Here is a 25,786-nt window from a genome sequence, read left to right on the forward strand (position 1 = left end):
GTGTCCGCGGCGACCGCCGCCCGCTCCGGTCAGCCCGCCGGTGACCAGCCCAACGCGGGGCCGAGCCGGGTCGCGACGTCGGTGAGGATCTGCACGTAGTCGTCGTAGTCGAAGGTGAACGGCAGGGCGAACGCGACCTCGTCCACCTCCCGGAACGCCGCGTGGGCGGAGAGCCGTTCGGCGATCTCGGCCGACGTGCCGACCAGGTCGGGGGCGAACAGCAGTCGGGCCGGTCCCTGCGGGGCGGCGGTCCGGGCCAGCCGCTGCTGCGCGTACCGCCGGTAGCGTTCCCGCTGGTCGGCCGAGGCGCTGTCGGTCGGGATGACCACGAGCCCCTGGGAGACCCGGGCCCGGTCGCCGTCGGGGTGGTGGGCCCGGAAGGCGCGGATGTGGGCGAGCTGGACCTCGGCGAAGTCCGTCGACGACTCCTCCGCCTTCACCACGCTGCTGGTGAGCAGGTTCATCCGCTGCTCGCCGGCCCAGCGCACCGACCGCAGGCTGCCGCCGCCGTACCACATCCGCTCGCCCAGTCCGGGCGCCTGCGGCTGGACCCGGTCGGAGAACACCTCGAAGCCCTCGGTACCGCTGAAGGCGGTGGCCGGCTCGCCCCGGACCAGGGACAGCAGCCGGCGGACCCGCTCGTAGCCGAAGTCCTCCACGTCGCCGGTGTCCGGGTAGAGCGCGGCCCGGACCCGCTCGTAGTGCATCGGCGGGCCGACGCTGACCCCGGGATTGAGCCGGCCCCCGGAGAGGATGTCGACCGTGGCCAGGTCCTCCGCCAGCCGCAGCGGATTCTCCCAGCCCAGCGGGGTGACCGCGGTGCCCAGCTCGATCCGGTCGGTGCGCTGCGACGCGGCGGCCAGCACGGCCACCGGCGAGGAGATGCCGTACTGCAGGTGCCGGTGCCGCACCCAGGCGCTGTCGAAGCCGAGCTGCTCGCCGAGGTGGACGAGGCGCAGCGTCGACTCGTGCCCCGCGCCGGGATCGGCGGGGTCGAACAGCCCGATGGTCAGGAAGCCCAGCTTCCGCAGCGGTCGTGCGGGCAGCGGCACAACTCCTCCAGGTGTCCGGATCGTCCGCCAGCCTAGACCGCCGGCCGGCGTCCCGGCACGGGCCCGGCAGCCGGGCACCGGCTCGTGCCGCCCGGCCCCCGCGCGCAGGTCGGCGGGCGGCCCGGTGCCGGGCCGGCGCTGTCTCGGGGGCGGGGCGGCAGCACGGACGCCGCCACGACGGTGTTGACGACCGACGGGCGCTCGGCGCCACCGGCCCACGGTCCGTGCTTGATCCACAAGGCTATCGTGCGCGGCATGGGACGACGACATGTCACGACCGCGGTCCTGCTGATCCTCGGGCTGGCCGCCGCCGGCTGCGGTGGCGACGACGGGGGTGGCGGCGGGGCCGGTAACGAGGACCCGCGTCCGGCCGGTGGCTCGTTCGTCGACCGGCTCGCCCTGCTGCCCGGCTCGCTCGCCGAGGGCGACGACGGCATCCTGGTCACCGTCGCCGACGTCGACGCGGCGGCGAAGGCGGCCGGGGTGAGCCCGCCGGGTGACGTCACCGACCAGGACGCGGTCACCGCCTACCTCACGGCGTTGCAGGGGGTCAGGACGCCCGGTGAACCGGCGCCACGGGTCGTGACGCCCCTGCCGGAGCGGATCGGGCCCGCGGGGCTCAGCCGGGCCGGGGAGTTCGACGCGGAGCTGGGCTGGTCGGTGCTGGACGTACGCTGGTTCGTGGAGTACCCGACGCCGCCGACCACGCTGACCGTGCTCGGTGGCACGTTCACCGAACAACGCCTGACCGCCGCCATGGGAGCCCCCACCGACGGGCGGTGGCGGGTCGGCACCGGCGAGGACCTGTCCGCCAATCTGAACGAGCGCACCGTCGCCCGGCCGCTGGGCCAGCCGCTGACCGTGGCCCTGGACTCGGGCCGGTTGGTCGTCTCCCCCTCCGCCGGGCAGGTCGACGCGGCGGTCGGGGCGGGCGGCGGCACGCTCGCGGACGTCCCCGAGCTGCGGGCGCTGGCCCAGGCGATGACCACCGAGGGGGCGTACGCGACGATGCTGAGCGCCCGGGGCCGCTACCAGGTCGCGCCGGACGTCTCTCCCCTGCGGCCCTTCACCGGGGTCGCCACCGGACTGGTCCTCGACGGCCAGCCGTTCCTGGTGCTCGCCTACACGCACGCCGACGCCGCCACGGCCGAGGCCAACGCCACCGCGCTGCGGACCCACCTCGCGCAGGGGCGCTCGCTGGCCACCCGTCAGCCCTGGTCCGACCTGCTGACCGCCGCCGAGATCCGGGTCGACGGGACCACCCTGGTGGCGCGCGTGGCGCTGGGCGACACCCCGCCCGGGATGGCGTGGCAACTGCTGGCCACCCGGGACTCCCTGGTCCAGCACGGACGGTGACCGCGGGTCAGCGGACCGGTACGCCCCGCGCGCCGGCCGCGCGCCGGGCCGCACCGGCCGGCCGCCGGATGATCCACTCCGCCACGAGCACGTTGATCAGCCAGGCGGCGGCCAGGGCACCGGTCTTGCCGGACACCGTGAGCGGGCCGGCCGAGCCCACCCAGACGGCCTGGGTGACGACCTGGGTGCCGGCGCCCAGGCCGATCGCGTAGCCACGGATCAGCCACGCGCGGTGCCGGGCGAAGTCGCGCCGCCGCACCGCGACGAAGCCGAGCACGAGGGCTGCCGCCATGGCCGCGCCCACCACCACCCGGAGCACCACCAGCGCGTCACCGTCGACGGCCGACCGGGGCAGGAACAGGGCCAGCCACACCCCGCTCAGCGCGGCGACCAGCCCGCACGGGATCAGGACCCGGCCCGCCGCGCGGTGCCAGCCCCGGTGGCGGCGGCGCACGCGGGGCGCGAACTGGACGGCGCCGAGCACGCTGAAGACCGTGACGCCGACGATGTGCAGCGCCACGGGCACGGGTGCCGAGCCGATCCGCTCGCCGTCGGGCAGCACCGGCCCACCGCCGGCGAGTTCGGCCAGGCGGAGGCCGCCGGCGGCCACCGGTACGGCGCTGAGCACGAGCAGGCCGGTGGGGATGAGCCAGTCTGACGCGGTGGTGGACTTCACGGGTGCCCCTTCCCGACGCGCACTCGGTCCGTCGTGACGCCTCGATCCTCGCGCCGGGCGTCACCGAACTCATCGGAGCAACGGCCGGCGCCGACCCGGTCGTTGGGCGGGGGGCGGAGCCGTACTTTGGGCCGGTCCGGTGGCCGGGTCCACTGCGTACCATCGGGTACGTGCGCGAGCTTGTCCGCTCCGTGTGGGCCGAGCCCCGGGCCCCCGACCCGCCGGGGCGGGTGTGGCGCGACCGGGCGCTGGTGGGCGGGCTCGTCCCGCTGGTGCTCCTCGAAGGGTTGCTCCGGCCCGAGGTGCCGGCACGCGCCGCCGCGGTGTTCGTCGCGCTGGCGCTGGTGCCCACGCTGTGGTGGCGCCGGAGCAGGCCGCTGCTGATGGTCGCGATCGCCTTCACCACCACCGGCGTCACCCCGCTGCTGATCGGGCACGAGCCGGACCTGGCCACCATGGTGTACCTGCTGCTCCTGCCCTACGCGCTGGTCCGCTGGGGCTCCGGGCGGGAGGCGGCGGCCGGGGCGGCGCTCATCCTCGCCGAGATCGGCCTGTCGGTGGCGCTGGGGCAGCTCAGTCCCGCCGACGCCGTCCTCGGGACGGTGGTGATGGTCGCGGTGTTCGCCCTCGCCACCGCGTTCCGGTACCGGGCGGGCCTGTGGGCCCGCGGCCTCGACCAGGCCAAGCTGCGCGAGCGGGAGCGGCTCGCCCGCGACCTGCACGACACGGTGGCCCACCACGTCTCGGCGATGGCGATCCGCGCCCAGGCGGGCATCGCGGTGGCGCAGACCCGGCCGGAGGCCGCGGTGGACGCGCTTCGGGTGATCGAGGCCGAGGCGACGCGCGCCCTGGCCGAGATGCGCACGATGGTGCACACCCTGCGCCGGAGCCACTCCGTGGATCTGGCCCCCAGCCCGGGGATCCCGGACCTCGTCGGGCTGGCGGACCGGTCACCGCCCGGGCCGGTGGTCGACGTGGAACTGCTCGGCGACCTCGACGACGTCCCGTCGACCGTCGGGACCGCGATCTACCGGCTCGCCCAGGAGTCGGTGACCAACGCGCGACGGCACGCCCGGCACGCGACCCGCATCGAGGTCCGGGTCGCCGCCGACGCCGGGGCGGTCCGCCTGCGGGTCAGCGACGACGGCGACACCCGGTCGGCCCGCCCCGCCGGTCCCGGCGGCTTCGGCATCGTCGGCATGACGGAGCGGGCGGGGCTGCTCGGCGGCACCTGCGAGGCCGGTCCCGACCCCGACCGGGGGTGGACCGTGGCCGTGGCGCTGCCCCGGACCGGAACCGCCGGATGACCGGCGGCCCGCTCATCCGGGTGGTCGTCGCCGACGACCAGGAGATCGTCCGTACCGGACTGACGATGATCCTCGACGCCCAGCCGGACATCGAGGTCGTGGGCGAGGCCGGCGACGGCCACCGGGCCGTCGAGCTGGCCCGGCGGCTGCGCCCGGACGTGTGCCTGTTCGACATCCGGATGCCCGGGATGAACGGCATCGAGGCCACCCGGCACCTCGCCGGGCCGGCCGTCGTCGATCCCCTCGCCGTGGTCGTCATCACCACGTTCGACCTCGACGAGTACGTCTACGCCGCGCTGCGCGCCGGAGCACGCGGGTTCCTGCTCAAGGGCTCCGGTACGGCCCTGCTCACCCAGGCCGTCCGCGCCGCCGCCGCCGGCGACGCCCTCATCGCGCCGACCGTCACCACCCGGCTGCTCACGGCCTTCGCCGAGCTGGGGCCGGGCACTCCCCCGAGGCAGCCGGTCGACGCGCTCACCGGCCGGGAGGAGGAGGTGCTCGTCGCCGTGGCGGGCGGTCGGACCAACACCGAGATCGCCCGCGAGCTGCACATCAGCCTCAGCACCGTGAAGACCCACGTCGCGAGCCTGATGGCCAAGCTGGCCGCCCGCAACCGGGTGGAGATCGCCATGTGGGCGTACGAGACGGGCCGGGTCGGGAAGGGCCACGGCGGCGCGGGGTAGCGCCCGTGAGCGCCGTCATCACCGAGGTCCGGTACGGCCCGGTCAGCGGCCGACGTCGGGTGACGCGGCCGGCGGCAGCGGCAGCTCGACGGCGGTGACCGCCCCGACCCGCCCGGCGGAGTGCGCCGGTGGCGGCATGCCGGCCAGCGGTGAGCGGCTGTGCACCCGACCCCGGCCGGTCGGATCCGGCCGCCGGTCGACCTCGCAGGTCACCATCCGGATCGGCGGGGGTGGCGCGGTGAACCGGCCGGCGCCCCAGCGCACCCAGAGTGGGATCCGCCCCGCGTCCGCCTCGGCGAGCAGCTTCTCCCAGGTACGCCGCCGGGTGCCGTGGTCGACCTCGACGACGACGGGCGGCCCGTCCGGACGGGCGCAGGCCACGTCGAGCACCGAGTGCTGCGCGGCCATCGGCGGGGGCAGCGGCAACACGCTGGGCGCCCGCCGGTAGACCCGCCAGCCGCGCTCCCCCGCCCAGTCGGCCACCGCGTCGATCAGCCGGGCGGTGACCTGGTCGGTGGTCAGGTCGGTGAAGGCGAGCGCGTCGAGTCGGTCGGCCAGTGACGCCGCCAGCCGTTCCCCGTCCCCGCCCACCGTCATCGCCGCAGGGTAGCGACGCGGCCGGACCGCCGTCACCGCGGGGCGACGCGCCGGTGGCGTGGGGACGGCGGGGCCGGCGTCTCCGGACGCCCGGCAGCGCGGCGCGCCGGACACCGGCACCCCATTTGCATGCATTCATCAGTGCCAATGCTATTGGCGCGCTATCTCCCTCTGGGCGGACAACCGGAAGCCCGGTGCGCGAGCTTGCGATCATCAACGAATCGGCACTAGCATTTCCCGCATCGTCACCGCATTGTTCACGCCTCCTCCGGCGAGCACATTGACTGCGTTTGCCACGCACCTTTCGGTGCCCGGATTCCTCAGGAGAAACGCATGGGCAAAGACGTGTCAATGAGCCGCCGGCAGGGCCTCACGACCCTGGGCCTGACGCTCGGCGCGGCCGTGCTGGGCAGCGCGGCGACACCCGCGTCAGCCGGCCCGGCAACGACGGGCCGGAGGCGGGCCGCGCTCACCGGCACGCCGTACAGCGTCACGATCGTCAACAATTCCAAAATCGACGACGAGAACGCGATCGTGTTCCAGCAGCAGCCCAGCCAGCCGGCAGACATGTACTCGTTGGCCTGGCTGTCGAAGATGTGCCACGCCGGCACCAGCATCACCTTCAAATGGACGATCGACTACAACTTCGTCTGGGGTCAGACCGGAACGCTCAAGCCCGGCGTCGACTACGAGGCGGGCCAGATCATCCCCGCCGACCTCCAGAACCAGAACATGGTCACCCTCTCGTACATCGACGACGGTTTCGAGTTCGGGACGCCGACCTCGGGCGCCGCCCCCGGGTCACTGCTCATCACCGAGGACGAGACGGTGCCCGGCCCCGGACTGGCCACCCAGGGCAGCGTCGGGATCGGGATGTCCGGGGCGGGCACGTTCGTGGTGCCGACCCAGCCCAAGACCGGCGCGCAGTTCCTGCTCACCCCGACCTACTGGCTGGCGTTCGGCAGTTACAAGGCCGGCACGGTCGTCACCGAGGACATCCTGACCGAGCCGTACCAACTCAAGTACCCCGACGGCGAGACCGACGCCACGGCGGTCTTCGACGGTGAGAACTGGACGATCACGTTCGGCTGAGGACCGGGCCGGGACCGTCCTCCCGGCCCCTCCGGCCGGACCGTCCCCACACGCACCGCAGGTCGTTCCCCCGGCTCACACCCGAGCGGGTCAACAAGTTAGCCTAGCCTAACTTGTTGAGAGTGGGGCGGGGATGACAGAGACCACGGCGCGAGTCCGCCGGGCCGGCCAACGATCGCTCGGGGTGGTCGCCGCGCACCTGCGCCGGCCACGGGCGGTGTGAGGATGCGCGCCGTGTCACCGGCCGGTCGGCTGATCCGTGGAATGTTCTGGCGCCAGCGGCGCGACACCGTCCTGTGCGCCGCCTTCTGGTCCCTGCACCAGGTCTGCGAGGCGCTCGTCCCGGTGGCGATCGGGCTGGTCATCGACCAGGCGGTCGGCACCGGGTCGACCACCGCGATGCTCTGGTCGGTCCTGGGGATCTTCGGGCTGTTCACCGCGCTCACCATGGGCTGGCGGTCGGGTTTCTGGTTCCTGTCCAGGGCGATGGTGGAGGAGTCGCACGCCCTGCGGATGCGGGTGGTCCGGCGGGTCGTCGCCGGGCAGGGCATCCGCACCCGCCGCCAGAGCGGGGAACTGCTCTCGATCGCCACCTCCGACACCGAGGCCTCCGCCGAGCTGCTCGAACTGGGCAGCCGGGTCGTGTCCGCGCTGCTGGGTCTGACGGTCGCGACGGTCGTGCTGCTCCGGATCGACTGGTCCCTCGGCCTCGGCCTGGTGGTGGGCATCCCGGTGCTGGTGCTCGGGCTCAACGCGCTCGGGCCGCTCGTGGGCCGCCACACGGCGGCGCAGCAGCAGGCCATCGGTCGTGCCGCCGCGACGGCGGCGGATCTGCTGCACGGGCTCCGGCCGCTGCGGGGCTTCGGCGGCGTCGACGAGGCCGCACGTCGGTACCGGTCCGCCAGCCGTACCTCGCTGCGTGCCAACATCGGGGCGGTCAAGGCCGGAGCCGTGTTCGTCGGCGCGTCGACGTTCACCACCGGTCTGCTGATCACGGTCGTCGCCGCGTTGGCGGGCTGGTTCGCGCTCCAGGGCCGGATCACGTTCGGGGAACTGATCACCATCGTCGGGCTGGCGGCGTTCATCACCGACCCGGTGCTCAACCTCGCCGACTGCGTCTTCAAGCTGGCCACCGCGCGGGCCAGCGCCGCCCGGGTCGCCGAGGTGCTCGACGCACCGGAGCGCGTCTCGTCGGGTACGCGGACGGCGCAGCCGGGCACCCTGGTCCTCGACGACGTCCACGCACCGGGCCTGGACGGCGTCAGCCTCGCCGTCGAGCCCGGTGAGCTGCTCGGGGTCGTCACCGGGGAGACCGCGACCGCGGACGCCGTCACCGACCTGCTCACGGGCGCCCGACCGCCGGAACGGGGGGAGGTCACCCTGGCCGGTACGCCGGTGCGGGACCTCGACATCGCCTCGCTGCGCCGGGTCGTGCTCGTCGAGCCGCACGCGGTCGACCTGTTCGGGTCCTCGATCCGCGAGGCGCTGCACACCGGTACCGACCACGACGAGGCGACGGTGGACCGGGCCCTGGCGGCGGCGTCCGCCAGCGACCTGCGCACCGACGGCGGCAAGGGCCTGGACCGGGAACTGCTCGACCACGGGCTCAACCTCTCCGGCGGCCAGCGGCAGCGGCTCGCCCTGGCCCGGGCGCTGCTCGCCGACCGTCCGGTCACCGTGCTGCGCGACCCGACGACAGCCGTCGACGCGGTCACCGAGCACGCCATCGCCGACGGGGTGCGCGCGTACCGCGACGGGCAGGCGACGGTGCTGGTCACCACCAGCGCGCCGCTGCTCGACCGCTGCGACCGCGTCGTGTTCGTCCACGGCGGGCGGGTCGCGGCCGTCGGACGCCACCGCGACCTGCTCGCGCAACCCCCGTACGCCGAGGTGGTGCTGCGATGACCGGCCCGGTCCCCACGATCCTGCCCGTCGCGACCGGCCGGGTGACCGCCGCCGTCTTCTGGCGGGCGCTGCGCCGCCATCCGGTGCTCGCCTGGACGTCGGTCGCCACGGCGACCGCGGCCAGCGGCGCGGCCGTGGTGGTGCCGATCCTGCTCGGCCGGCTGGTCGACCTGGTGGTGGCCGGCGGCACCGTCCGGTCACTGCTGCTGATCTCGGCGTGGATCCTCGCCGCCGGCCTCGTCGCCGCGGTGCTGACCGGGGTGTCCCGGTGGCTGGTCACCGAGTGGGGTACGCGGGCCTGCGCCGACCTGCGCGAGCAGGTGCTCGACCACGCGCTGCGGATGGACCCGGCGCGGCTGGAGGCCGTCGGGTCCGGCGACGTGGCCTCCCGGGTCACCGAGGACGTGGAGCAGGTCACCGACTCCGTCCAGTTGGCCGCCGGGGTCTTCACCTCGCTGGTCACCGTCGTGATCACCTTCGCCGGCTTCGCGACGCTCGACTGGCGGATCGCCGCCGCGTTCCTGGTCGTCTTCCCGGTGTACGTGCTGAGCCTGCGCCGGTTCGTGCCGCGGGCCGCCCGGCTCTACGCCGCCGAGCGCCAGGCCGCGGCGGTCCGGACGCAGAGCCTGCTCACCACCTTCACCGGCGCCCGGACGGTGCACGCCTACGGGATGCAGGAGCCGCAGGGCCGGCGGGTCGAGGAGGCGTCGCGCGGTGCGGTGGTCGCCCGGCTGCGGGCCGTCCGGGGCTTCCTCTGGTTCGCGAACATGATGAACTACGCCGAGGCGATCGGGCTCACCGCCGTGCTGCTCACCGGCTTCCTGCTGGTCCGCGGGGAGGTCAGCACGGTCGGCGACGTCACGGCCGCCGCGCTGCTGTTCCACCGGCTCTTCGGCCCGCTCGGCATGCTGCTGATCTCGTTCAACGACGTCCAGTCGGCGGGCGCGGCGCTCGCCCGGCTCGTCGGCATCGCCGGGCTCGACGTGCCGGCGGCACGGGTCGTCGACCCGGCCGGCTCCCGGGCGCCGGCCGGGGTCGTCGCCTCGTCGGTGTCGCACCGGTACCCCGACGGCCCGACCGTGCTGCACGACGTCTCGATCGAGATCGCCCCCGGCGAGTCGCTGGCGATCGTCGGGGAGAGCGGGGCGGGCAAGACGACCCTCGCGGCCATCCTCGGTGGGGTCTTCCCCGCCACCGGCGGCAAGGTGTGGCTGGGCGACCTGCCGATCGACGACCTGCACCCGGACGAGCTGCGCCGCCTCGTCGGCGTGGTCACCCAGGAGGTCCACGTCTTCGCCGGGACGCTCGCCGACGACCTCCGGCTGGCCGCCCCGCACGCCGACGACGCGCAGCTGCACGCCGCGTTGGCGCTGGTCGGGGCCGACACCTGGGTCGCCGCGCTCCCCGACGGGCTCCAGACCGTGGTCGGCGACGGCGAGCACCACCTCACTCCGAGCCAGGCGCAACAGGTCGCGCTGGCCCGGATCGCCCTGCTCGACCCGCCGATCGTCGTCCTCGACGAGGCGACCGCCGAGGCGGGCAGCGCGGGCGCCCGGCAGCTCGAACTGGCCAGCGCCGCCCTCGTCCGGGGGCGGACGGCGATCGTCGTGGCCCACCGGCTCACCCAGGCGCAGGCCTGTGACCGGATCGCCGTGATGGCGCACGGCCGCATCGTCGAACTGGGCAGCCCGGAGGAGCTCGTCGCCGCCGGCGGCACCTACGCGACGCTCTGGTCCGCCTGGCACCGCTGACCCGGCTCCCCGACCGCGCGGAGGGCGGCTGACCGCCAGCGTCAGACCCGAGCCCGGCACCGCCCACCGACCCCGGGCACGGCGGGCGGGCCACCGTCGGCTAGCCGGTCGACGTCGCGCGCAGGGCCCGGGCCAGGCGGCGGACGGCCTCGTCCATCAGCTCGGCCGGGGCGGCGGCGTAGGTGAGGCGCAGGTACGGGGCGGGCGGCTCGGCGGCGTACCAGGGGCGGCCGGGGAAGACGATGACGCCTTCGGTGGCCGCGGCGGCCGACAGCGCGACGTCGTCGGTGCCGTCGGGCAGGCGGACCCAGAGGTGCAGGCCGCCGCGCGGTACCGGCTGCTGGCCGAGGTCCGGCAGGTGCCGGCCGAGCGCGGCGGACAGCGCGGCCCGGCGGGCCCGTAACGCGACGCGCAGGGCGCGGAGGTGGCGGGCCCAGGCCGGGGCGGTGACGATGTCGAGGGTGGCCTGTTGCAGGGGGCCGGAGACGAAGAAGTCGTCGAGCAGCCGGGCACCGCGCAGCCGGGCACCGGCCGGGCCCCGGGCGCCGATCGCGGCGACGCGCAGCCCGGGCGCGGCCGACTTGGTCAGGGAGCGCAGGTAGACGACGTGCCCGTCGGGGTCGTCGGCGGCCAGGGGTGGTGGGGCGTCCCCGTCGAGGGTGAGGTCCCGGGCGTAGTCGTCCTCGATCAGGAACGCCCCGGCGGCGCGGACGGCCTCGGCGACCGGACGCCGGCGGTGGATGGCCAGGGTCGCGCCGTGCGGGTTGGCGTGCAGCGGCTGGCAGTAGAACAGCCGGGAGCCGGTCCGGGCGAACGCGTCGGCGAGGTGGTCGGGCCGGACGCCGTCGGCGTCGGCGGGCACGGGCACCACCCGCAGTCCGGCGGCCCGGGCGGCGGCCAGCGCGCCCAGGTAGGTCGGTGACTCGACGAGCAGGGTGTCGCCGGGGGCGCCGAGCGCCCGCAGCGCCGTCGACAGCGCGGACTGCCCACCGGGGCAGATCACCAGGTCGTCGGTGCGTAGCCCGGCTCCGGACTCCCGGGCGAACCAGGCGCGCAGGTCCTCACGGCCCTCGGCCGGGCCGCGCTGCCAGGAGCCCGGCTGCCGGGCGGCGCGGGTGAGCGCGGCGCCGAGCGCGGCGGCCGGCTGGAGGTCCGCGTCCAGGTAGCCGCCGGAGAGCGGGATCGCGTCGGCGGGCGGGAGCGCCAGCAGTGCCCGCATCTCCTCCTCGCCGGGCCGACGGGGACCGAGCGCGACCGTCTGCCAGGACAGGTCGGCGGCGCGTCGCTCGGCCGGTGCGGTGGCCACGAAGGTGCCCCTGCCGGATCGCGTCTCGATCAACCCCTGGGCCACCAGGTGCCGGATCGCCTCGGCGACGGTGACCGGCGAGGCCTGGTGCCGGGCGGTCAGCTCGCGGACCGAGGGCAGCCGCGAGCCGGGAGCCGCGCCGGCCACGAGGCCACGCAGGTGTTGGATAACGCGGTCGGCTGCGTTACCGTCATTCATGACAGGTCATAGTAGCGTTATCGCGCGCCCGACGGTGACAGCGGACCGGGTGACCGGCCTCGCGCTCGGGGCGCTGGGCGTGCTCGCCTTCAGTGCCTCCCTGCCGGCCACCCGCGTCGCCGTGCAGCAGCTCGACCCGTGGTTCGTCGCGTTCGGTCGGGCCGTCGGCGCGGCGCTGCTGGCCTGGGCGTACCTGCGCCTCACCGGCGCGCCCCGGCCCACCCGCGACCAGTGGCGACGGCTGCCGCTCGTCGCCCTGGGCGTCGTCGTCGGCTTCCCGCTGTTCACCTCGCTGGCGCTGCTCACCCAGACCGCCGCGCACGGCGCGGTCGTCATCGCCCTGCTGCCCGCCGTGACCGCCGTCTGCGCGGTGCTGCGGGCCGCCGAGCGGCCACCGCTGCTGTTCTGGGTCGCGAGCGCCGGTGGGCTGGTGGCGGTCCTCGCCTTCCTCGGCGCCAGCGGCGCGGTACACGGCGCGCTGTCCCTGCCCGACCTGTTCCTGCTCGCGGCGGTGGTGCTCTGCGGTCTGGGGTACGCCGAGGGGGGTGCGCTCGCCCGGGACCTGGGCGGGGCGCGCACGATCTGCTGGGCGTTGCTGGTCGCGCTGCCCGTCACCGGGCCCGTCACGGTCGTCGTCGCGGTCGCCACCAGCCCGCGCGCCGACGCCGTGACCTGGTCGGCGTTCGGTTACCTGACCGTGGTCTCCATGTTCCTGGGCTTCTTCGCCTGGTACGCGGGCCTGGCCCGGGGCGGTGTCGCGCGGACCGGCCAGGTGCAGCTCGCCCAGCCGGTGCTGACCCTGCTCTGGTCGGCGCTGCTGCTCGGCGAGACCGTCGCCCCGGCCTCGGTCGCGACGGCGCTGCTGGTGCTGGTCTGCGTCGTGCTGACGCAACGCACCCGCGCCGCCGCGCCGACACCCGCGCCGGGTACGGCCTGACCGGCCCGGATCCGCCCGCCCCGACCGGGCGCCGGCGGCGCGCCGGGGCCGGGTGACCCTGCCGGTCAGGCCGGGCCGAGGTCGGGCACGCTGATCGTGCCGTCCGCCGCCAGCGGGAAGCCGGGGTTCCAGGCGATCTCCCAGAGGTGACCGTCGGGGTCGGCGAAGTAGCCCGCGTACCCGCCGTACGAGGTCTCGCGCGCGGGCCGGGTGACCGTCGCCCCCGCCTCGACCGCCGACGCCAGTACCCGGTCCACCTCGTGCCGGTCGCGCACGTTGTGCGCCAACGCGATCCGGGCGTGCCCAGCGGCGGACCCGTCGACCTCGTCGACACCGGCGTCCGCCGCCAGCGACTCCCGTGCCCACAGCACCACGGCCATCCCCCCGGCCTGGAAGAACACCGTCCGTTCCACCTCCTGGCCCCGCCAGCCGAGCCGCTCGTAGAAGGTGCGGGCCCGGACGAGATCGGTCACGCCGAGGGTGACCAGGCTGATGCGCTGCTCCATCCGGGTACCGTAACCGACCCTTCGGCGGCGGGCCCGGACCCGCCGGTGACGTCGGGGACGCGACCACGGCGGCCGGGCGGTCGGTAGGGTCGACGGGTGGCGCGGGTGCTGGTGACGGGCATGTCAGGGGCGGGCAAGACGACACTGCTGGAGGAGTTGTCGCGCCGTGGACACGCGACGGTCGACACCGACGACGACGGGTGGACGCTGCCGGACCGGGACTGGGACGAGCCACGCATGACGGCACTGCTCACCGCACGGCCCGCCGTCGTCGTGTCCGGGACGGTGGCGAACCAGGTCCACTTCTACGACCGCTTCGACCACGTCGTCCTGCTGAGCGCACCGCTGCGCGTCCTGCTCGACCGCGTGGCGACCCGGTCGACGAACCCGTACGGGGGGACCGCCGAGCAGCGCGCCGAGATCGAGCGCTACGTACGTGAGGTGGAGCCGTTGCTGCGGCGCGGCGCCACCCTGGAACTCGACGGCCGGCGGCCGGTACGGGACCTGGCCGACGTCGTCGAGCGGCTGCTCGCCGAGGCGACCTGACCCGGCCGGCCGCGTGCGGGCCGCCGCCCACCGGCACCCACCGGTGCTGCCGGACGGCGGGGCGTCGCCCGGCAGCGCCGGTGGGGTCGGGCAGGGCGGCCGGCGCCACCGGCGGGTACCGGTCGACGCCGGCGCCGCGCTGCCTGGTCGGCGGGTCGCCGCATTGACGGGTCAGACGCCCAACTGCGCGGCGGCGAGCGCGGTGCCCTCGATGCGGGCGCGTACCTTGGCCCAGGCGGTCTCCCGGGAGGTCGACACGTCGTCGCCGAACGGCGCGAAGCCGCAGTCGTCGCAGGTGCCGAGGCGGTCCGGCGGGAGGTACTCGGCGGCGCGCAGGACCCGGTCCCGGACCTGCTCGGGAGTCTCCACGACGGGGTCGATCGGGTCGGTGACACCGACGAATACCCGCTGCTGCGGCCGTACGTGCTCGGCGATCACCCGGAGAACCCGGTCGGGGTGGGGCTCGCTGGCGAGTTGCACGTAGAAGACCCCCGCGTTCAGCGCGAAGAGGCGGGGCAGCAGCTCCGCGTAGTCGACGTCGGCGCTGTGGGTCGAGTCCTGGTCGCCGCCGGGGCAGGTGTGCACGCCGATGCGGGACCGTTCGGCGGGGGTGAACCGGTCGAGGACCCGGTTGTTGAGCGCCACGAAGGAGTCCAGGACGCCCCGGGAGGGGTCGAGCTTGAGCGACAGCCGCCCCTCGGTGAAGTCGAGCTGGACCCGGTGCGCGCCCGCGTCGAGGGAACCCCGGATGTCCGCCTCGGCCTCGTCGACGAGGTCGTCGAGGAACGCGCTCCGGTCGTAGCCGGGCAGGCCGTCGGCCGGGTAGAGCAGGCTCAGCGCGGACGCGGCGATCACCGCCTGCTTGACCGGTACGCTCGCGTGCCGCTGCGCCGCCCGCAGGTACCGCGCCGACCGGGTCGCGTACCGGAAGGGGCCGCCGGTCAGGCGGGGAAGCTGCCGGACGTGCCCGTCGGCGAACGGGATGACGACCCCGTCGGGGGCGAGGTGGTCCAGGCCGTCGACCGGGTACGTGGCGAAGCTGGGCTTGCGCTGCTCCCCGTCGGTGACCACCGGGGAGCCGAGTGCCTCGAAACGGGCGATGGTGTCCTGGACGGCCTGGTCGTGGAGCGCGTCGAGCCCGGCGCGGTCCAGGCGGCCGGCGGCGTGGTCGGCGAGGCCGGCGAGGAGCTCCGGCGGACGGGGCATGCTGCCGATCGGTTCGGTGGGGATTCCCATGAGCCACGAGGCTAGGCAACGTCGGTGATCGATTCAACGGCGTCGGGCGGCGCGACGTGACGCGGCGGACCGTCCGGCGGGTGGGCAGAGGACGGTCGAGCTCGTTTGATACACATTACAGGCTTGTTTCTCCGATGTTGTTCACCGCACTCCGGGAATCACCCCCTCCCCGACAAAGAGGGACACACCAAGCAATTGAATTTTTTGCTTGTTTCATTGCCGTTCGTCGCTGGATATGGTGTCCCTGCGAGGGTGCCGCACACCTCTCCGGCACCGCCACCATCCAGGTTCCTACCTGCATTGGACAGGTGATTCCCGCATGTCTGCTGGGCGTGGAAGAGAAGGCGGAGACAATGCGTACCGACTGCCGCCGTCGGTGGCCGCCCGGCTGCGGGCCGACGGCTGGCGGACGGAGTCGCGGCGACCGTGGACCCACGTCCGACCGGCCGCGACGATGTCCCGTGTCCAGGGCTGGAAACTGCACGTATCGGCCACCGTCCACTCCGCCGACCGGGTCCTGGCCGCCTGCGCCCCGGTGCTGGTCGAGGCCGGCTGCGAGTTCAAGTACGCGGCCACCGGCGACATCCTGCGCAACCTCAACGACGTCCGCGCCCCGCGCGGCTCGTCCGGAAAGTTCCTGACCGCCTACCCGGTCGACGACGAGCAATTCCGCACACTCGCGGAACGCCTTGACGAAGCGACGGAAGGACTGGCCGGTCCCCGCATTCTCTCCGACGCCCGACTCCGTTCGGGCAGTCTGGTCCACTACCGTTACGGCGCCTTTATCGGCCTGCGTAAGCTCGACCACGACGGCAGTTACCGGTACCTGATCCTCGACCCGGCGGGCAACCCGGTCGACGACCGGCGGCAGGCCTTCCACAGCCCGCCGCCCTGGGCCGTGCCGCCGGTGCCGAGCCCGGCGGCCCCGCCGCGCCCCACCGAGGCGGTCCTGCACTCCCGGTACCGGATCACCGGCGCGATCCGGCACGCGAACAAGGGCGGCGTGTACCTCGCCGACGACCGGGAGACCGGCTCGGTCGTGGTGGTCAAGGAGAGCCGGCCGCACGTCGCCACCGACGACCACGGCCGCGACGTGCGGGACGTGCTGCGGCACGAGGCCGCCGTGCTCCGGCGGCTCGGTCACCTGGGCAGCGTCCCCCGACTGGTCGATCTCTTCACCGACCAGGAGCACGTGTTCCTGGTCGAGACCCACGTGCCCGGTGTTCCGCTGGCCCGGTGGGTCACCGACCGGCTGCACCGGGGCGACGGGCTGCCGCTGGACCAGTGGTGGCGGATGGCCGACCGGCTGACCCGGCTGCTCCGCGCCGTCCACGGCTGTCACGTCGTCATCCGCGACCTGAGCCCCAACAACATCCTGGTCGACGAGGACGGCGCGATGACGCTCGTCGACCTGGAGATGGCCCACTTCGACCACGGCGGGCCCCCGATCCACGAGCACGGCGGCACCCCGGGTTTCAGCGCTCCCGAACAGTTCCGGGCCGCCGCCCCCGACCCCAGCGCCGACCTGTACTCCCTCGGCGCGGTCCTGTTCTACCTGGCCACCTGCACCACCCCGGACCTGTTGCGGGACAGCCCCGGCGGGCGCGGCCACGACGAGTTGGTCGCGGCGCGGCTGGGCGCACCGCACCGGGCCGTGGCACCACCGGAGCCGGTGACGCGCCTGCTGCTGGCCCTGCTCCGCGAGGACCCGGCCCGGCGGCCGGGCCTCGACGAGGTCACCGCGACCATCGCCGCCCACCGGCCGACCCCGGTCCCCGGCCCGGTCGACCTGTGGCGTCCGCCGACTCCCGAGCAGGCGTACGGCCGGCTCCGCACGCTGCCCGCCGCGCACCTCGACGCCCTGCTCGACGGTGCCGTGGCGCACCTGGCGGCCACCGTGGACACCGCGGCGGAGCGGCTCTGGCGCAGCACCGCCTTCGGCGACGACACCGAACCCTGCGCCGTCCAGCACGGGGCCGGGGGCGTGCTCGCCGTCCTGTCCCGGCTGCACCGGCACCGACCGTCCCCCGTGGCGAGGCGGCTGGTCGGCGAGGTCGCCGACTGGATCATCGACCACCTGCGGACGCAGGAGCACCGGCTGCCCGGCCTCTGCTTCGGTGCCGCCGGCACCGCGCTGGCCCTGCACGACGCCGGTACGCTGCTCGACCGCCCCGGCACCACGCAGCTCGCCCGGGCGCTCCTGGCGGACCTGCCCCGGCGGTGGCCCAACCCGGATGTCACGCACGGGGCCGCCGGGCTCGGCACTGCCCTGCTCCTGCTCTGGCGCGACACCGGGGACAGCCGGCTCGCCCAGGCGGTGACCGACGTGGCCGACGGCCTGGTCGACAGCGTCGACCCCGACCGGGACCTCGTCGGCTGGACCGTCCCCCGGGACTTCGACTCGGCACTGGCCGGCTACCGCTCGTACGGCTTCGGCCACGGCACCGCCGGGATCGGGACGTTCCTGCTCGCCGCCGGTCAGCACCTGGGCCGCCCGGACCTGACGGAGCTGGCCGGGCGCTGCGGACAGACCCTCGTCACGCTGGCCGAGCACCGCGACGACACGGCGGTCTGGTCCGAGGCGGCGGGCAAGCCCGGCCTGCTCTACCACTGGTGCAACGGCTCCTCCGGGGTCGGCACCCTGTTCGCCCGCCTGTACCCGGCCACCGGCGACCCCGGGTACCTGCGCCTCGCCGACCGGGCGGCGCGGGCGGTGCTGCGGCAGCGGTGGCGCTCCGGCACGGCGTACTGCCACGGCCTGGCCGGCGACGGGGACTTCCTGCTCGACCTGGCCGAGGCGAGCGGGGACCCGCTGCACCGCGCCTGGGCGGAGGAGATCGCCTGCACGCTGTACGACCGGCGGACCTACCGCGACGGCCACGCGGTGCTGCCCAACGAGACGGGCGCGCAGGTCACCGCCGAATTCGGCGCGGGGCTCGCCGGTCACCTGGCGTTCCTGCTCCGGCTGCGGTACGGCGGCCCGAGGATCTTCCACCCGCCGGTCGCCGCGACGGCACGGGTGCCGTCGTGAGCGCGGCGAGGCGGGGCCCGGCGCGTTTCGGCGTGCACCTGGCCGCCGACGCGAGCTGGGCGGCGACGTCCCGCCTCGACGGGGACGCCGTCACGGTGGAGCTGTGGGACCGCGACGGGGCCACGTTCACGCCCCACCCCACCCCGCTGGCCGTGGAGCCGGTCGACCAGTTGGTGCCGACGGCCGGGCGGCGGTTGCTGATCTGCGGCGGGGGCGGCAGCCGGCACACCGTCTGGACGGTCGACTGCGCCACCCTGACCCGTACCCGGCTCACCACCCGGGCGGGCCAGGCGGTCCGGCTGCTGACCCCGGCGCCCGGCGACCCGGACCGCCGGCCGTGGGTCCTGGCCTACGACGGCACCCGGACGACCCTGGCCCGGCTGGTCACCCACGGCCCCACCCCGACCGCCGTCATCGCACTGCCGGGCGCGTACACCGGCGGGGTGTGGACCGACCGGGCCGGCCGCCGGCTGGGCCTGGGCCGCAGCCGGTCCGGCGAGCCGCACACCGCCGTCGAGGTGGACCTGGTCACCGGTGCCGACCGGACCCTGTTCGAGGTCAGCGACCACAGCAACGACACCCTCCAGGCCTGGCACCCCGGCACCGGCCTGGGCGTCGTGCACACCGACGTCGGCGGCGTGCAGCGGCTGGGGTACGCCCGGCCCGGGCGGGGCGAACGGTGGGCCTTCCCGGACGACCTCGCCGCCCCCGACGGGCTGGTCGAGGCGGTCGCGGTCGACCCGGACGGGCACCGGATCCTCGCCCACGAGCGGCGCGGGGTGCGGTCCCTGCTGCACCGCTACGACGTCGTGCGCCACCGCCGGGACACCCTGGTGGTGCCACCGGGCGCGCTCGCCGGCCGGCCGGTGTGGACCCGGCGACGCCTCGTCGTGCCGTGGACCACCCCACGGGTACCGCTGACCTTCCTGGACCTGGGACCGGCCGGCGACCGGCCCGCCGACGCCGACGCCACGCCCGACCCGGGGTGGGAGGCGCGGGTGGTGACCGTGCCCGGGGCGGCCGGGCCGATCGAGGCGATTGCCTACGGCGGGGACCGGTGGTGGCAGCGGCCCCGGGTGGTGGTGGCCCTGCACGGCGGCCCGTCCAGCGCCTGGCAGCTCGCGTACCACCCGTTCTTCGCCCAGCTCGCCGCCGAGGGCGTGGCGGTGCTCGCGCTCAACCCCCGGGGCAGCGTCGGCTACGGTCACGCCTTCGCCGCGGCGATCCGTACCGGTTGGGGCGGGCCGGACCTCGACGACGTCCTGGCGGTGGGCCGGCACCTGCGCGCGCTGCGCGGCGACGGGCCCGGGGTGGCCCTGGTGGGCAGCAGCTACGGCGGCTTCCTCGCGCTGCTCGCCGCCGCCGCCGGGCCGCAGCTCTGGGGGCGGTGCGCCGCCGTCGCGCCGTTCTCCTCGGCGGCCCGGCTGCACCGGCAGGCGGAGCCGACGGTACGGCGGATGATCGAGCGGTTGGGCGGTCTCACCGACCCGCCGCACGCCGGTCTCGGCCCCCGGGACCTGCTCCGCCTGGGCCACCGGACCCGCGCCCCGATCCTGCTCCTGCACGGCCGCCACGACGAGCAGATCCCGGTCGGGCACGTCCGGGAGTTGGCGGCGGCCCTCGTCGCGGCGCGCGGGCCGGCGGTGCGGTACCGGGAGTACGACCTCGGGCACGACGTCGACGGCCCGACGGCCTGGGACGCGATCGCCGACTTCCTCCGGGAGCCGCACCACGACCCGGTGGTCCGGGAGCAGGGGCGCCTGGACCATGCCGATGCCTGATCCGCGCCGGTCCCGACGCCGGACCGGTCGCGACCGCCCCACCCCGGCCTCCCGTCGGCCGCCGGACCGAGGTGACCGACGGGTGTTTCCGCTCCGAGTCCCGGAAGGAGGTGATCAACCATGATGGACGTCGCGGATCTCCAGCAGCTGCCGGCGCTCGAGCCGGTCTCGGCGGAGGTCGGTCTCAGCATCGTCTCGCCGTGCACCGTGACCTGCAGCGACAGCTGCGGGTACACCTGCGGTGCGGCGAGCTGCGCCCGTACCACGGTCAGCCCCCAGTGATCGACCGTGGCGGCTGCCGACCCGGTGACGACCGGGTCGGCAGCCACCACCAGCCGGATCGAGGAGCAGCACCATGCGTCGCCTCTTCTGGCAGGCGGTCGGCGCGGCACCCGGCCCCGCCGTGGTCCACGTCGGACTGGCGGTCACCGCCGGTGTGCTGACCGTGGCCGAGCCGGCGGCCTTCGCCGCCGCGGTCAACGCCACCATCGCGGGCCAGCCGGCAGGTACGCCGCTGCTGGTCCTCGCCCTGGTCCTGGTCGGGGGCACCCTGGTCCGGGCCACCAGCGCGGTGGCCGCCGGCGTGGTGGCGGTCCGGGCCACCCGGCTGCTGCGGGCCCGGCTGCTGCGCCACGCCCTGCGGCTCGGCACGCCGCACCGGCAACCGTTCCCGGTCGGCGACCTCGTCTCCCGGGTCAGCACCGACGCCGGGCAACCCGGCGCGCTGCTGCCGGTGGCGGTGCAGGTGGGCCTGAGCGTGGCGGTGGGCCTCGCCGGGTTCGTCGCGCTGGTCGTCGTCGACGGGCCGACCGCGCTGGTCCTCGCCGCCGGGGTCGCCGTGAGCGCGGTGGTGGTGCGCGCCTTCGTCCTGGACCTCGCCGGGCCGCTGCTGCGCTACCGGGAGGCCGCCGCCGACCTGGCCGCCCGCTTCGTGGACGCCTGCCGGGGCGCCCGCACCATCCGGGCCAGCGGCACCGTGCAGCGGGAGACCGACCGGGTGCTGCGCCCGCTGGCGGAGCTGCGGGCCGCCGCCGGCGCGCAGTGGACGGCGCAACGACGGCTCGTCTTCCGGGTGTCCGTGCTCCGGCCCCTGCTGGAGGCGACGGTCCTGGCGGTGGCGGGCATCCGGCTGTACCAGGGCCACCTCGCGCCCGGGGACCTGGTGGCCGTCCTCGGGTACACCAGTCTGGTGCTCGGTCTGCTCGACGAGGTCGACACGGTCGGCGGCATCCTGCACGTCCGGGCCGGGACCCGCCGCGTCCACGAGGTGCTCACCCAGCCGGAGGCGGTGCCCGAGCCGGCCGTACCGCAGCCGCCACCGTCGGGCCCGGCAGCCCTGCGGCTGGTGGGGGCGACCGTACGCCACGACGCCGGCACCGTCCTCGACGCGGTGACGCTGGAGATCCCGCCGGGCGGCCGGGTGGCCGTGGTCGGCCGCTCCGGGGCCGGGAAGTCCGCGCTCTGCGGGCTGGTCGGCCGGCTCGCCGACCCCGACGCCGGGCAGGTCCTCCTCGGCGACGTCGACCTGCGCGCCATCGCGTCGGCGGAGCTGCGCCGGCGGGTGGTGTACGCATTCGAGCGGCCGGAACTCTTCGGTGCCACCGTTCACGAGGCGCTCGCGGCGTGCCGGCCGTCGGCGGGCCGGGCCGAGGTGGTCGCGGCGGCCCGCGCGGCCCGCGCCGACCACTTCGTCCGCTGCCTGCCCGACGGCTACGACACACCGCTGGCCGGGCTGGCCCTCTCCGGCGGCGAACTGCAACGCCTCGGCATCGCCCGGGCACTGGTCGGCGACGCCGACCTGGTCGTGCTGGACGACGCGACCAGCAGCGTCGACACGGCCACCGAGGCCGAACTGCACACCGCCCTGCGGCGGGCGTGGACGGGCCGGACGGCGGTGCTGGTCGCCCACCGGGCCGCCACGGCGGCGGCGGCCGACCTGGTCGTGTGGCTCGACGCGGGCCGGCTGCGGGCGTACGGGCCGCACCAGTCGCTCTGGCGGGACGAGGAGTACCGGCGGGTCTTCGGTCAGCCCGTCCGCCCCGAGCCGAAGCGGATCGGCTGATGGCCACCACCGATACCGTGCTGCCGGGTGACGGCTGCGCCCCGGCCACCCCGGCCGCCGGGCGGCGGCTCCTGGTCGGGCAGCTCCGTCCCGCCCGCGCCGACCTGCTCCGGCTGGCTTTGGGCTCGGTGCTGGCCGGCGCCCCGGCGTTCTTCTCCGGCCTGGCCGTGTCCCGCGCGGTCGACGCCGGTTTCCTGGCCGGCGACCCGGCGACCGGGGTGCTCTGGCTGGCCGGGCTCGCCCTGCTCGGGGTGGCCGGCGCGTACGTGGCGCAGGCGCTGCTGCCGGTCATGGCGCGGGTGGCCGAGCCGCTGCGGGACCGTCTCGTCACCCTGGTCATCGGCGCCGGACTCGCCCGCGCGGTGGCCGAGGAGACGGCCCGGGACGGGGCCGGGGCGGTGGCCGTGCAGGCCACCGAGCACGTGGAGGCGGTGCGCCGGCTGGTCGTCGCGCTGCTGCGGACCACCTTCTCGACGACCGTCACGATGGTGCTCGCGATCGCCGGCCTGGCCACCCTGGTACCGGTGGTCACCCTCGCGGTCCTGCCCTTCCTCCTGCTCGGCGGGGCGCTCTGGCTGGCGGTGCTGCGGCGCCTGATCCGGCGGCAACGGCACCTGCTGCTGGCCGGGGAACGGTTGGGCGAGACCAGCCGACAGGTGCTGGCCGCGGCCCGGGACGTCGAGGCGTGCGGCGCGCGGGAGCAGGCGCTGCGGCCGGCGGTGGCGGCCGTCGAGGCGACGGCGGCGGCTGCCGCCGGGGTCAACCGGCTCGGCTGGTGGCGGTCGGTCGTGCCGATGCTCACCGTCCAGGCTCCGGTGCTGGTGTTGCTGCTGCTGGCCCCCTGGCTGTCCCGGACCCTCGGGCTGACCTCCGGTGACCTGGTCGGCGCGGTGGTGTACCTGGTCCACGGCCTGGCGCCGGCGGTGGGGTTCATGGTCTCCGGCGGCGCGGGGTGGCTGGTGCAGCTCGGGCTGGCCGGGGAACGCCTCGCCGCCGCCACCTCGGCCGGGCCGGGCCGGGCCGGGCGGGCCCCGGGCGGCACCGCCCCGGTGGGGCCGCCCGACCTGCGGGCCACCGGCCTGACCTTCGCCTACTCGGCCCGGGCCGCCCCGGTGCTGGCGGACGTGGCGCTGACCGTACCGGCCGGCACGCACCTGGCCGTGGTGGGGCCCAGCGGCGCCGGGAAGTCGACGTTGGCCGCGTTGCTGACCGGCCTGCGTCACCCCCTGGCGGGTCAGGTGACCCTCGCCGGCACCCGGCTGGACCGGTGGCCCCCGGACCTGCTCCGGCGGGTCGTCGCCGTGGTGCCGCAGGAGAGCTACGTCTTCGCCGGCACGGTCCGGGAGAACCTCGCCTACCTGCGGCCCGAGGCGACCACGGCGGAGCTGGCCGACGCGGTGCGCCGCTTCGGGCTGACCCCGGTGGTGGCCCGGTTCGGGGGCCTCGCCGGGGAGCTGCCGCCCGGCGGCGGAGGGCTCTCCGCCGGGGAACGGCAGCGGATCGCGCTCGCCCGGACCTGGCTGTCGCCCGCCTCGGTCGTCGTCCTCGACGAGGCCACCTGTCACCTCGACCCGGTGGCGGAGGAGGTTGCGGAGGCCGAGATGCGCCGCCGGGGCGGCACGCTGATCGTCGTGGCCCACCGGATCAGCAGCGCGCTGCGCGCCGACCTCGTCACGCTGGTCGCCGACGGGCAGGTGCGGATCGGTACCCACGACCAGCTCCTGGCACAGCACGAGCGCTACGCCGACCTGGTCGGCTACTGGCAGCAGGGGTGACGGGCGGCCCGGCGCACCGACCGGCCAACGCCGGAGCGGGGCCGGGAAAGGCGACGGACGACGCGGCAGCGCCGGCCGGTGGTGGACGACGCGGGCGCGGGGCCAGCGGTGGACGGCGCGGGCGCGGGCCGACGGTGGACAGCAGAGGGGCGGGGGCCGGCGTGTCGACGGCCCCCGCCCCTTCGCGGACGGTCAGGTGTGGATGGTGGTCACCCGTGCCGGGTCGGACGGATCGTGGTGCGGTGTCCCGGCGTGGTGGTCGGAGGTCAGGAGTAGGTCTCGAACTCCGCGACGCGCGGGGTGCCGCTCGCGGCGGTGATGTCGAAGGTGATCTTGCGCAGCGAGGTCGCGGCGAACGAGATGACGCCGCCCGCGCCGCTGCCGCTGGCCAGGACGGCCCCGGTGTCGCTGTTGAGGACCCGCCAGGACCCGATGGTGCCGCCGCCGGACGCCTGGCGGATGTTGATCTGGGAGACCCGGGTGGCGGTACCCCACTTGACCGAGATCTGGCCGGTCGAACCGCTCGGCGACCAGTAGGTGTTCAGGTTGCCGTCGATCACGTTGCCGTAGCTGGTCCCGCTGCCCTTGCTGGAGCCGTCCGCGCCGGCGCCGAGGCTGAGGTTGGTACCGCCCGGGGGGTTGGTCGGGCCCGGCGTGGGCGTGGTCGGGCCGGGCGTCGGGGTGGTCGGGCCCGGGGTGGGGCTGGTCGGGCCGGGCGTCGGGGTGGTCGGCGTGCAGTTGCCGTCCGACACCCGGTTGCCCTTGTTGGCGCCGGCCGTCTGGCTGACGATGTTCGGCACGCAGTTGGCCCCGTCGAGCCGGTAGGAGTACGGGATGCTGACGGTGGTGTTCGACGTCGGGTTGGGGCCGGCCGGGTTGGTGTCACCGCTGCGGCTGGACCAGGTCACGTTGTCGAAGATGTTCCCGGCGACCTGCCAGTAGCCGGCCTCACTGGTGTAGAACGTGCCCAGGACGTCCTTGGAGTTCCGGAAGTAGTTGTTCTCCACCTTGGCGCGGGCCCCGGCACGGGAGTTGATGCCGGACTCGTGGAGGCTCACGTAGTGGTTGTTGTAGATGTGCGCGATGCCGCCGCGCAGCAGGGGCGTACGGGAGTCGATGTTCTCGTACAGGTTGTTGTTGTAGGTGATGAAGCCGTTGGAGCGGTCGCTCTCGCTGGAGCCGACGAGGCCGCCGCGCCCGGAGTTGCGCAGGATGCTGTAGGACAGGGTCACGTACTGGACGTTGTCCTTCAGGTCGAACAGGCCGTCGAAGCCCTCCGACTCGCCACCGGAGGCCTCCAGGGTGACGTGGTCGACCCAGACGTTGCGGACGGTGCTTTCCATGCCGATGGCGTCGCCGCCGTTGGAGGTGGGCGAGCCCGACTTCTTGACGTTCCGGACGGTCACGTTCTGGATGATGATGTTGCTGGAGTCCCGGATGTGGATGCCGATCTGATCGAAGACGGCACCGCTGCCGACCCCGACGATCGTGACGTTGCTGATGCCCTTCAGCTCGATCACGCCGGCGGCGGTGTTGCAGCTGTTACCGGAGACCTTGGTCGTGTTGCCGTGGTTGATGGTGCCCTGCACCTCGATGATGACCGGGGTGCTGCTGCTGGCCCGGTTGCACAGGGCCGCGTGGATCTGCGTACCCGTGGTGGCCCGGACGGTCTGCCCGCCCGCGCCACCCCGGGTGCCCCCGTTCTGGGTGGCGTACCCGGTGGCACTGCCGGTCGCTGCCGACGCCTGGGGGGTCTGCATCGCCAGGCCGATCGCGGCCCCGACGGCCACGGTGGCCAACCCCGCCTGGATTCGCAGGGCGACTGGTCGTCTCATCCTCGCCTCACCTTCGTCGTTGAACGCTGGATGGTGCTGCCACATCCCGGGGTCGGTGCGGCGGTCGCCGCCGCCGTCGCCTGTCGCCGGGCGGGTCGCTGGTCGACCCGGGTGTGGGGGCTGGTGTGTTCGATATGGGTCGGTCGGTGGTGCC

20 protein-coding genes are annotated in these 25,786 nt (G+C 75.2%); 13 read left to right on the forward strand and 7 right to left on the reverse strand.

The window, feature by feature from the left end; translation table 11 throughout:
* Positions 1-29: 29 nt before the first annotated feature.
* Positions 30-1,052 carry an LLM class flavin-dependent oxidoreductase gene (locus AWW66_RS06440; protein WP_067361130.1) on the reverse strand — a complete coding sequence of 341 codons (1,023 nt, stop codon included), beginning with the start codon at positions 1,050-1,052 and terminating at the stop codon, positions 30-32.
* A 255-nt stretch (positions 1,053-1,307) separates the two neighbouring features.
* Between AWW66_RS06440 and AWW66_RS06445 the strand changes: the two genes are divergently transcribed.
* The gene (locus tag AWW66_RS06445; protein WP_067361133.1) at positions 1,308-2,408 is read left to right on the forward strand and encodes a hypothetical protein; all 1,101 of its coding nucleotides are present in this window, start codon (positions 1,308-1,310) and stop codon (positions 2,406-2,408) included.
* A 7-nt stretch (positions 2,409-2,415) separates the two neighbouring features.
* On the opposite strand, the gene AWW66_RS06450 is transcribed toward AWW66_RS06445, so the two are convergent.
* Positions 2,416-3,084: a DUF2306 domain-containing protein gene (locus tag AWW66_RS06450; RefSeq protein ID WP_067361136.1), complete on the reverse strand. Its 669-nt coding sequence runs from the start codon at positions 3,082-3,084 to the stop codon at positions 2,416-2,418.
* Positions 3,085-3,254: 170 nt separating this feature from the next.
* Between AWW66_RS06450 and AWW66_RS06455 the strand changes: the two genes are divergently transcribed.
* Together AWW66_RS06455 and AWW66_RS06460 are read left to right on the forward strand one after the other, a co-directional pair.
* Complete coding sequence (locus AWW66_RS06455; RefSeq protein WP_157527202.1) at positions 3,255-4,391, forward strand: sensor histidine kinase; 1,137 nt, start codon at positions 3,255-3,257, stop codon at positions 4,389-4,391.
* Complete coding sequence (locus AWW66_RS06460) at positions 4,388-5,074, forward strand: response regulator transcription factor (RefSeq protein WP_067361212.1); 687 nt, start codon at positions 4,388-4,390, stop codon at positions 5,072-5,074. Before AWW66_RS06455 ends, AWW66_RS06460 begins: the two co-directional genes overlap by 4 nt.
* Positions 5,075-5,116: 42 nt before the next feature.
* On the opposite strand, the gene AWW66_RS06465 is transcribed toward AWW66_RS06460, so the two are convergent.
* The gene (locus tag AWW66_RS06465) at positions 5,117-5,671 is read right to left on the reverse strand and encodes a hypothetical protein (protein WP_067361140.1); all 555 of its coding nucleotides are present in this window, start codon (positions 5,669-5,671) and stop codon (positions 5,117-5,119) included.
* Positions 5,672-6,004: 333 nt separating this feature from the next.
* Here AWW66_RS06465 and AWW66_RS06470 point away from each other — a divergent pair, with 333 nt between their 5' ends.
* From AWW66_RS06470 to AWW66_RS06480, 3 genes are all read left to right on the forward strand, one after another.
* Positions 6,005-6,763: a hypothetical protein gene (locus AWW66_RS06470; protein ID WP_211271847.1), complete on the forward strand. Its 759-nt coding sequence runs from the start codon at positions 6,005-6,007 to the stop codon at positions 6,761-6,763.
* Between the two features lie 225 nt (positions 6,764-6,988).
* Positions 6,989-8,668, forward strand: a complete 1,680-nt coding sequence (locus AWW66_RS06475) for an ABC transporter transmembrane domain-containing protein (protein WP_083978274.1) — start codon at positions 6,989-6,991, stop codon at positions 8,666-8,668.
* Entirely contained in the window at positions 8,665-10,419 is a 1,755-nt protein-coding gene (locus AWW66_RS06480; protein ID WP_067361147.1) for an ABC transporter ATP-binding protein, read from the forward strand. The genes AWW66_RS06475 and AWW66_RS06480 overlap by 4 nt, the downstream gene beginning before the upstream one ends.
* Positions 10,420-10,519: 100 nt before the next feature.
* Here the strand turns inward: AWW66_RS06480 and AWW66_RS06485 are convergent, their stop codons facing one another.
* The gene (locus tag AWW66_RS06485) at positions 10,520-11,923 is read right to left on the reverse strand and encodes an aminotransferase-like domain-containing protein (protein ID WP_067361150.1); all 1,404 of its coding nucleotides are present in this window, start codon (positions 11,921-11,923) and stop codon (positions 10,520-10,522) included.
* A gap of 34 nt (positions 11,924-11,957) precedes the next feature.
* On the opposite strand from AWW66_RS06485, the gene AWW66_RS06490 reads away from it, so the two are divergent.
* Entirely contained in the window at positions 11,958-12,860 is a 903-nt protein-coding gene (locus AWW66_RS06490; protein WP_245647957.1) for a DMT family transporter, read from the forward strand.
* Positions 12,861-12,925: 65 nt separating this feature from the next.
* On the opposite strand, the gene AWW66_RS06495 is transcribed toward AWW66_RS06490, so the two are convergent.
* Positions 12,926-13,366, reverse strand: coding sequence for a VOC family protein (locus AWW66_RS06495; RefSeq protein WP_067361156.1), 441 nt, complete (start codon positions 13,364-13,366; stop codon positions 12,926-12,928).
* 96 nt (positions 13,367-13,462) lie between these two features.
* Here AWW66_RS06495 and AWW66_RS06500 point away from each other — a divergent pair, with 96 nt between their 5' ends.
* The gene (locus tag AWW66_RS06500; protein WP_067361159.1) at positions 13,463-13,912 is read left to right on the forward strand and encodes an AAA family ATPase; all 450 of its coding nucleotides are present in this window, start codon (positions 13,463-13,465) and stop codon (positions 13,910-13,912) included.
* Between the two features lie 171 nt (positions 13,913-14,083).
* Here AWW66_RS06500 and AWW66_RS06505 read toward each other — a convergent pair whose 3' ends face one another.
* Positions 14,084-15,148: a cobalamin-independent methionine synthase II family protein gene (locus AWW66_RS06505; protein ID WP_067361162.1), complete on the reverse strand. Its 1,065-nt coding sequence runs from the start codon at positions 15,146-15,148 to the stop codon at positions 14,084-14,086.
* Positions 15,149-15,467: 319 nt separating this feature from the next.
* Here AWW66_RS06505 and lanL point away from each other — a divergent pair, with 319 nt between their 5' ends.
* The 5 genes from lanL (at position 15,468) to AWW66_RS06525 (ending at position 23,797) form a co-directional block, all read left to right on the forward strand.
* Positions 15,468-18,179: a class IV lanthionine synthetase LanL gene (lanL, locus tag AWW66_RS06510; RefSeq protein ID WP_281179566.1), complete on the forward strand. Its 2,712-nt coding sequence runs from the start codon at positions 15,468-15,470 to the stop codon at positions 18,177-18,179.
* Positions 18,176-19,960, forward strand: a complete 1,785-nt coding sequence (locus AWW66_RS06515) for an alpha/beta hydrolase family protein (RefSeq protein WP_157527206.1) — start codon at positions 18,176-18,178, stop codon at positions 19,958-19,960. The genes lanL and AWW66_RS06515 overlap by 4 nt, the downstream gene beginning before the upstream one ends.
* A gap of 120 nt (positions 19,961-20,080) precedes the next feature.
* Positions 20,081-20,242, forward strand: a complete 162-nt coding sequence (locus AWW66_RS33435) for a hypothetical protein (protein WP_157527208.1) — start codon at positions 20,081-20,083, stop codon at positions 20,240-20,242.
* Positions 20,243-20,315: 73 nt separating this feature from the next.
* Positions 20,316-22,022 (forward strand): ATP-binding cassette domain-containing protein, encoded by a 1,707-nt coding sequence (locus AWW66_RS06520; protein ID WP_067361172.1) that lies wholly within the window; start codon positions 20,316-20,318, stop codon positions 22,020-22,022.
* Entirely contained in the window at positions 22,022-23,797 is a 1,776-nt protein-coding gene (locus AWW66_RS06525; RefSeq protein WP_067361175.1) for an ATP-binding cassette domain-containing protein, read from the forward strand. The genes AWW66_RS06520 and AWW66_RS06525 overlap by 1 nt, the downstream gene beginning before the upstream one ends.
* Before the next feature lie 266 nt (positions 23,798-24,063).
* On the opposite strand, the gene AWW66_RS06530 is transcribed toward AWW66_RS06525, so the two are convergent.
* A complete protein-coding gene (locus AWW66_RS06530; RefSeq protein WP_067361178.1) occupies positions 24,064-25,632 on the reverse strand; it encodes a pectate lyase family protein in 1,569 nt (522 codons plus the stop codon).
* Positions 25,633-25,786 lie beyond the last annotated feature (154 nt).

It is taken from the genome of Micromonospora rosaria, assembly GCF_001567585.1.
GTDB classification, from domain to species: domain Bacteria; phylum Actinomycetota; class Actinomycetes; order Mycobacteriales; family Micromonosporaceae; genus Micromonospora; species Micromonospora rosaria.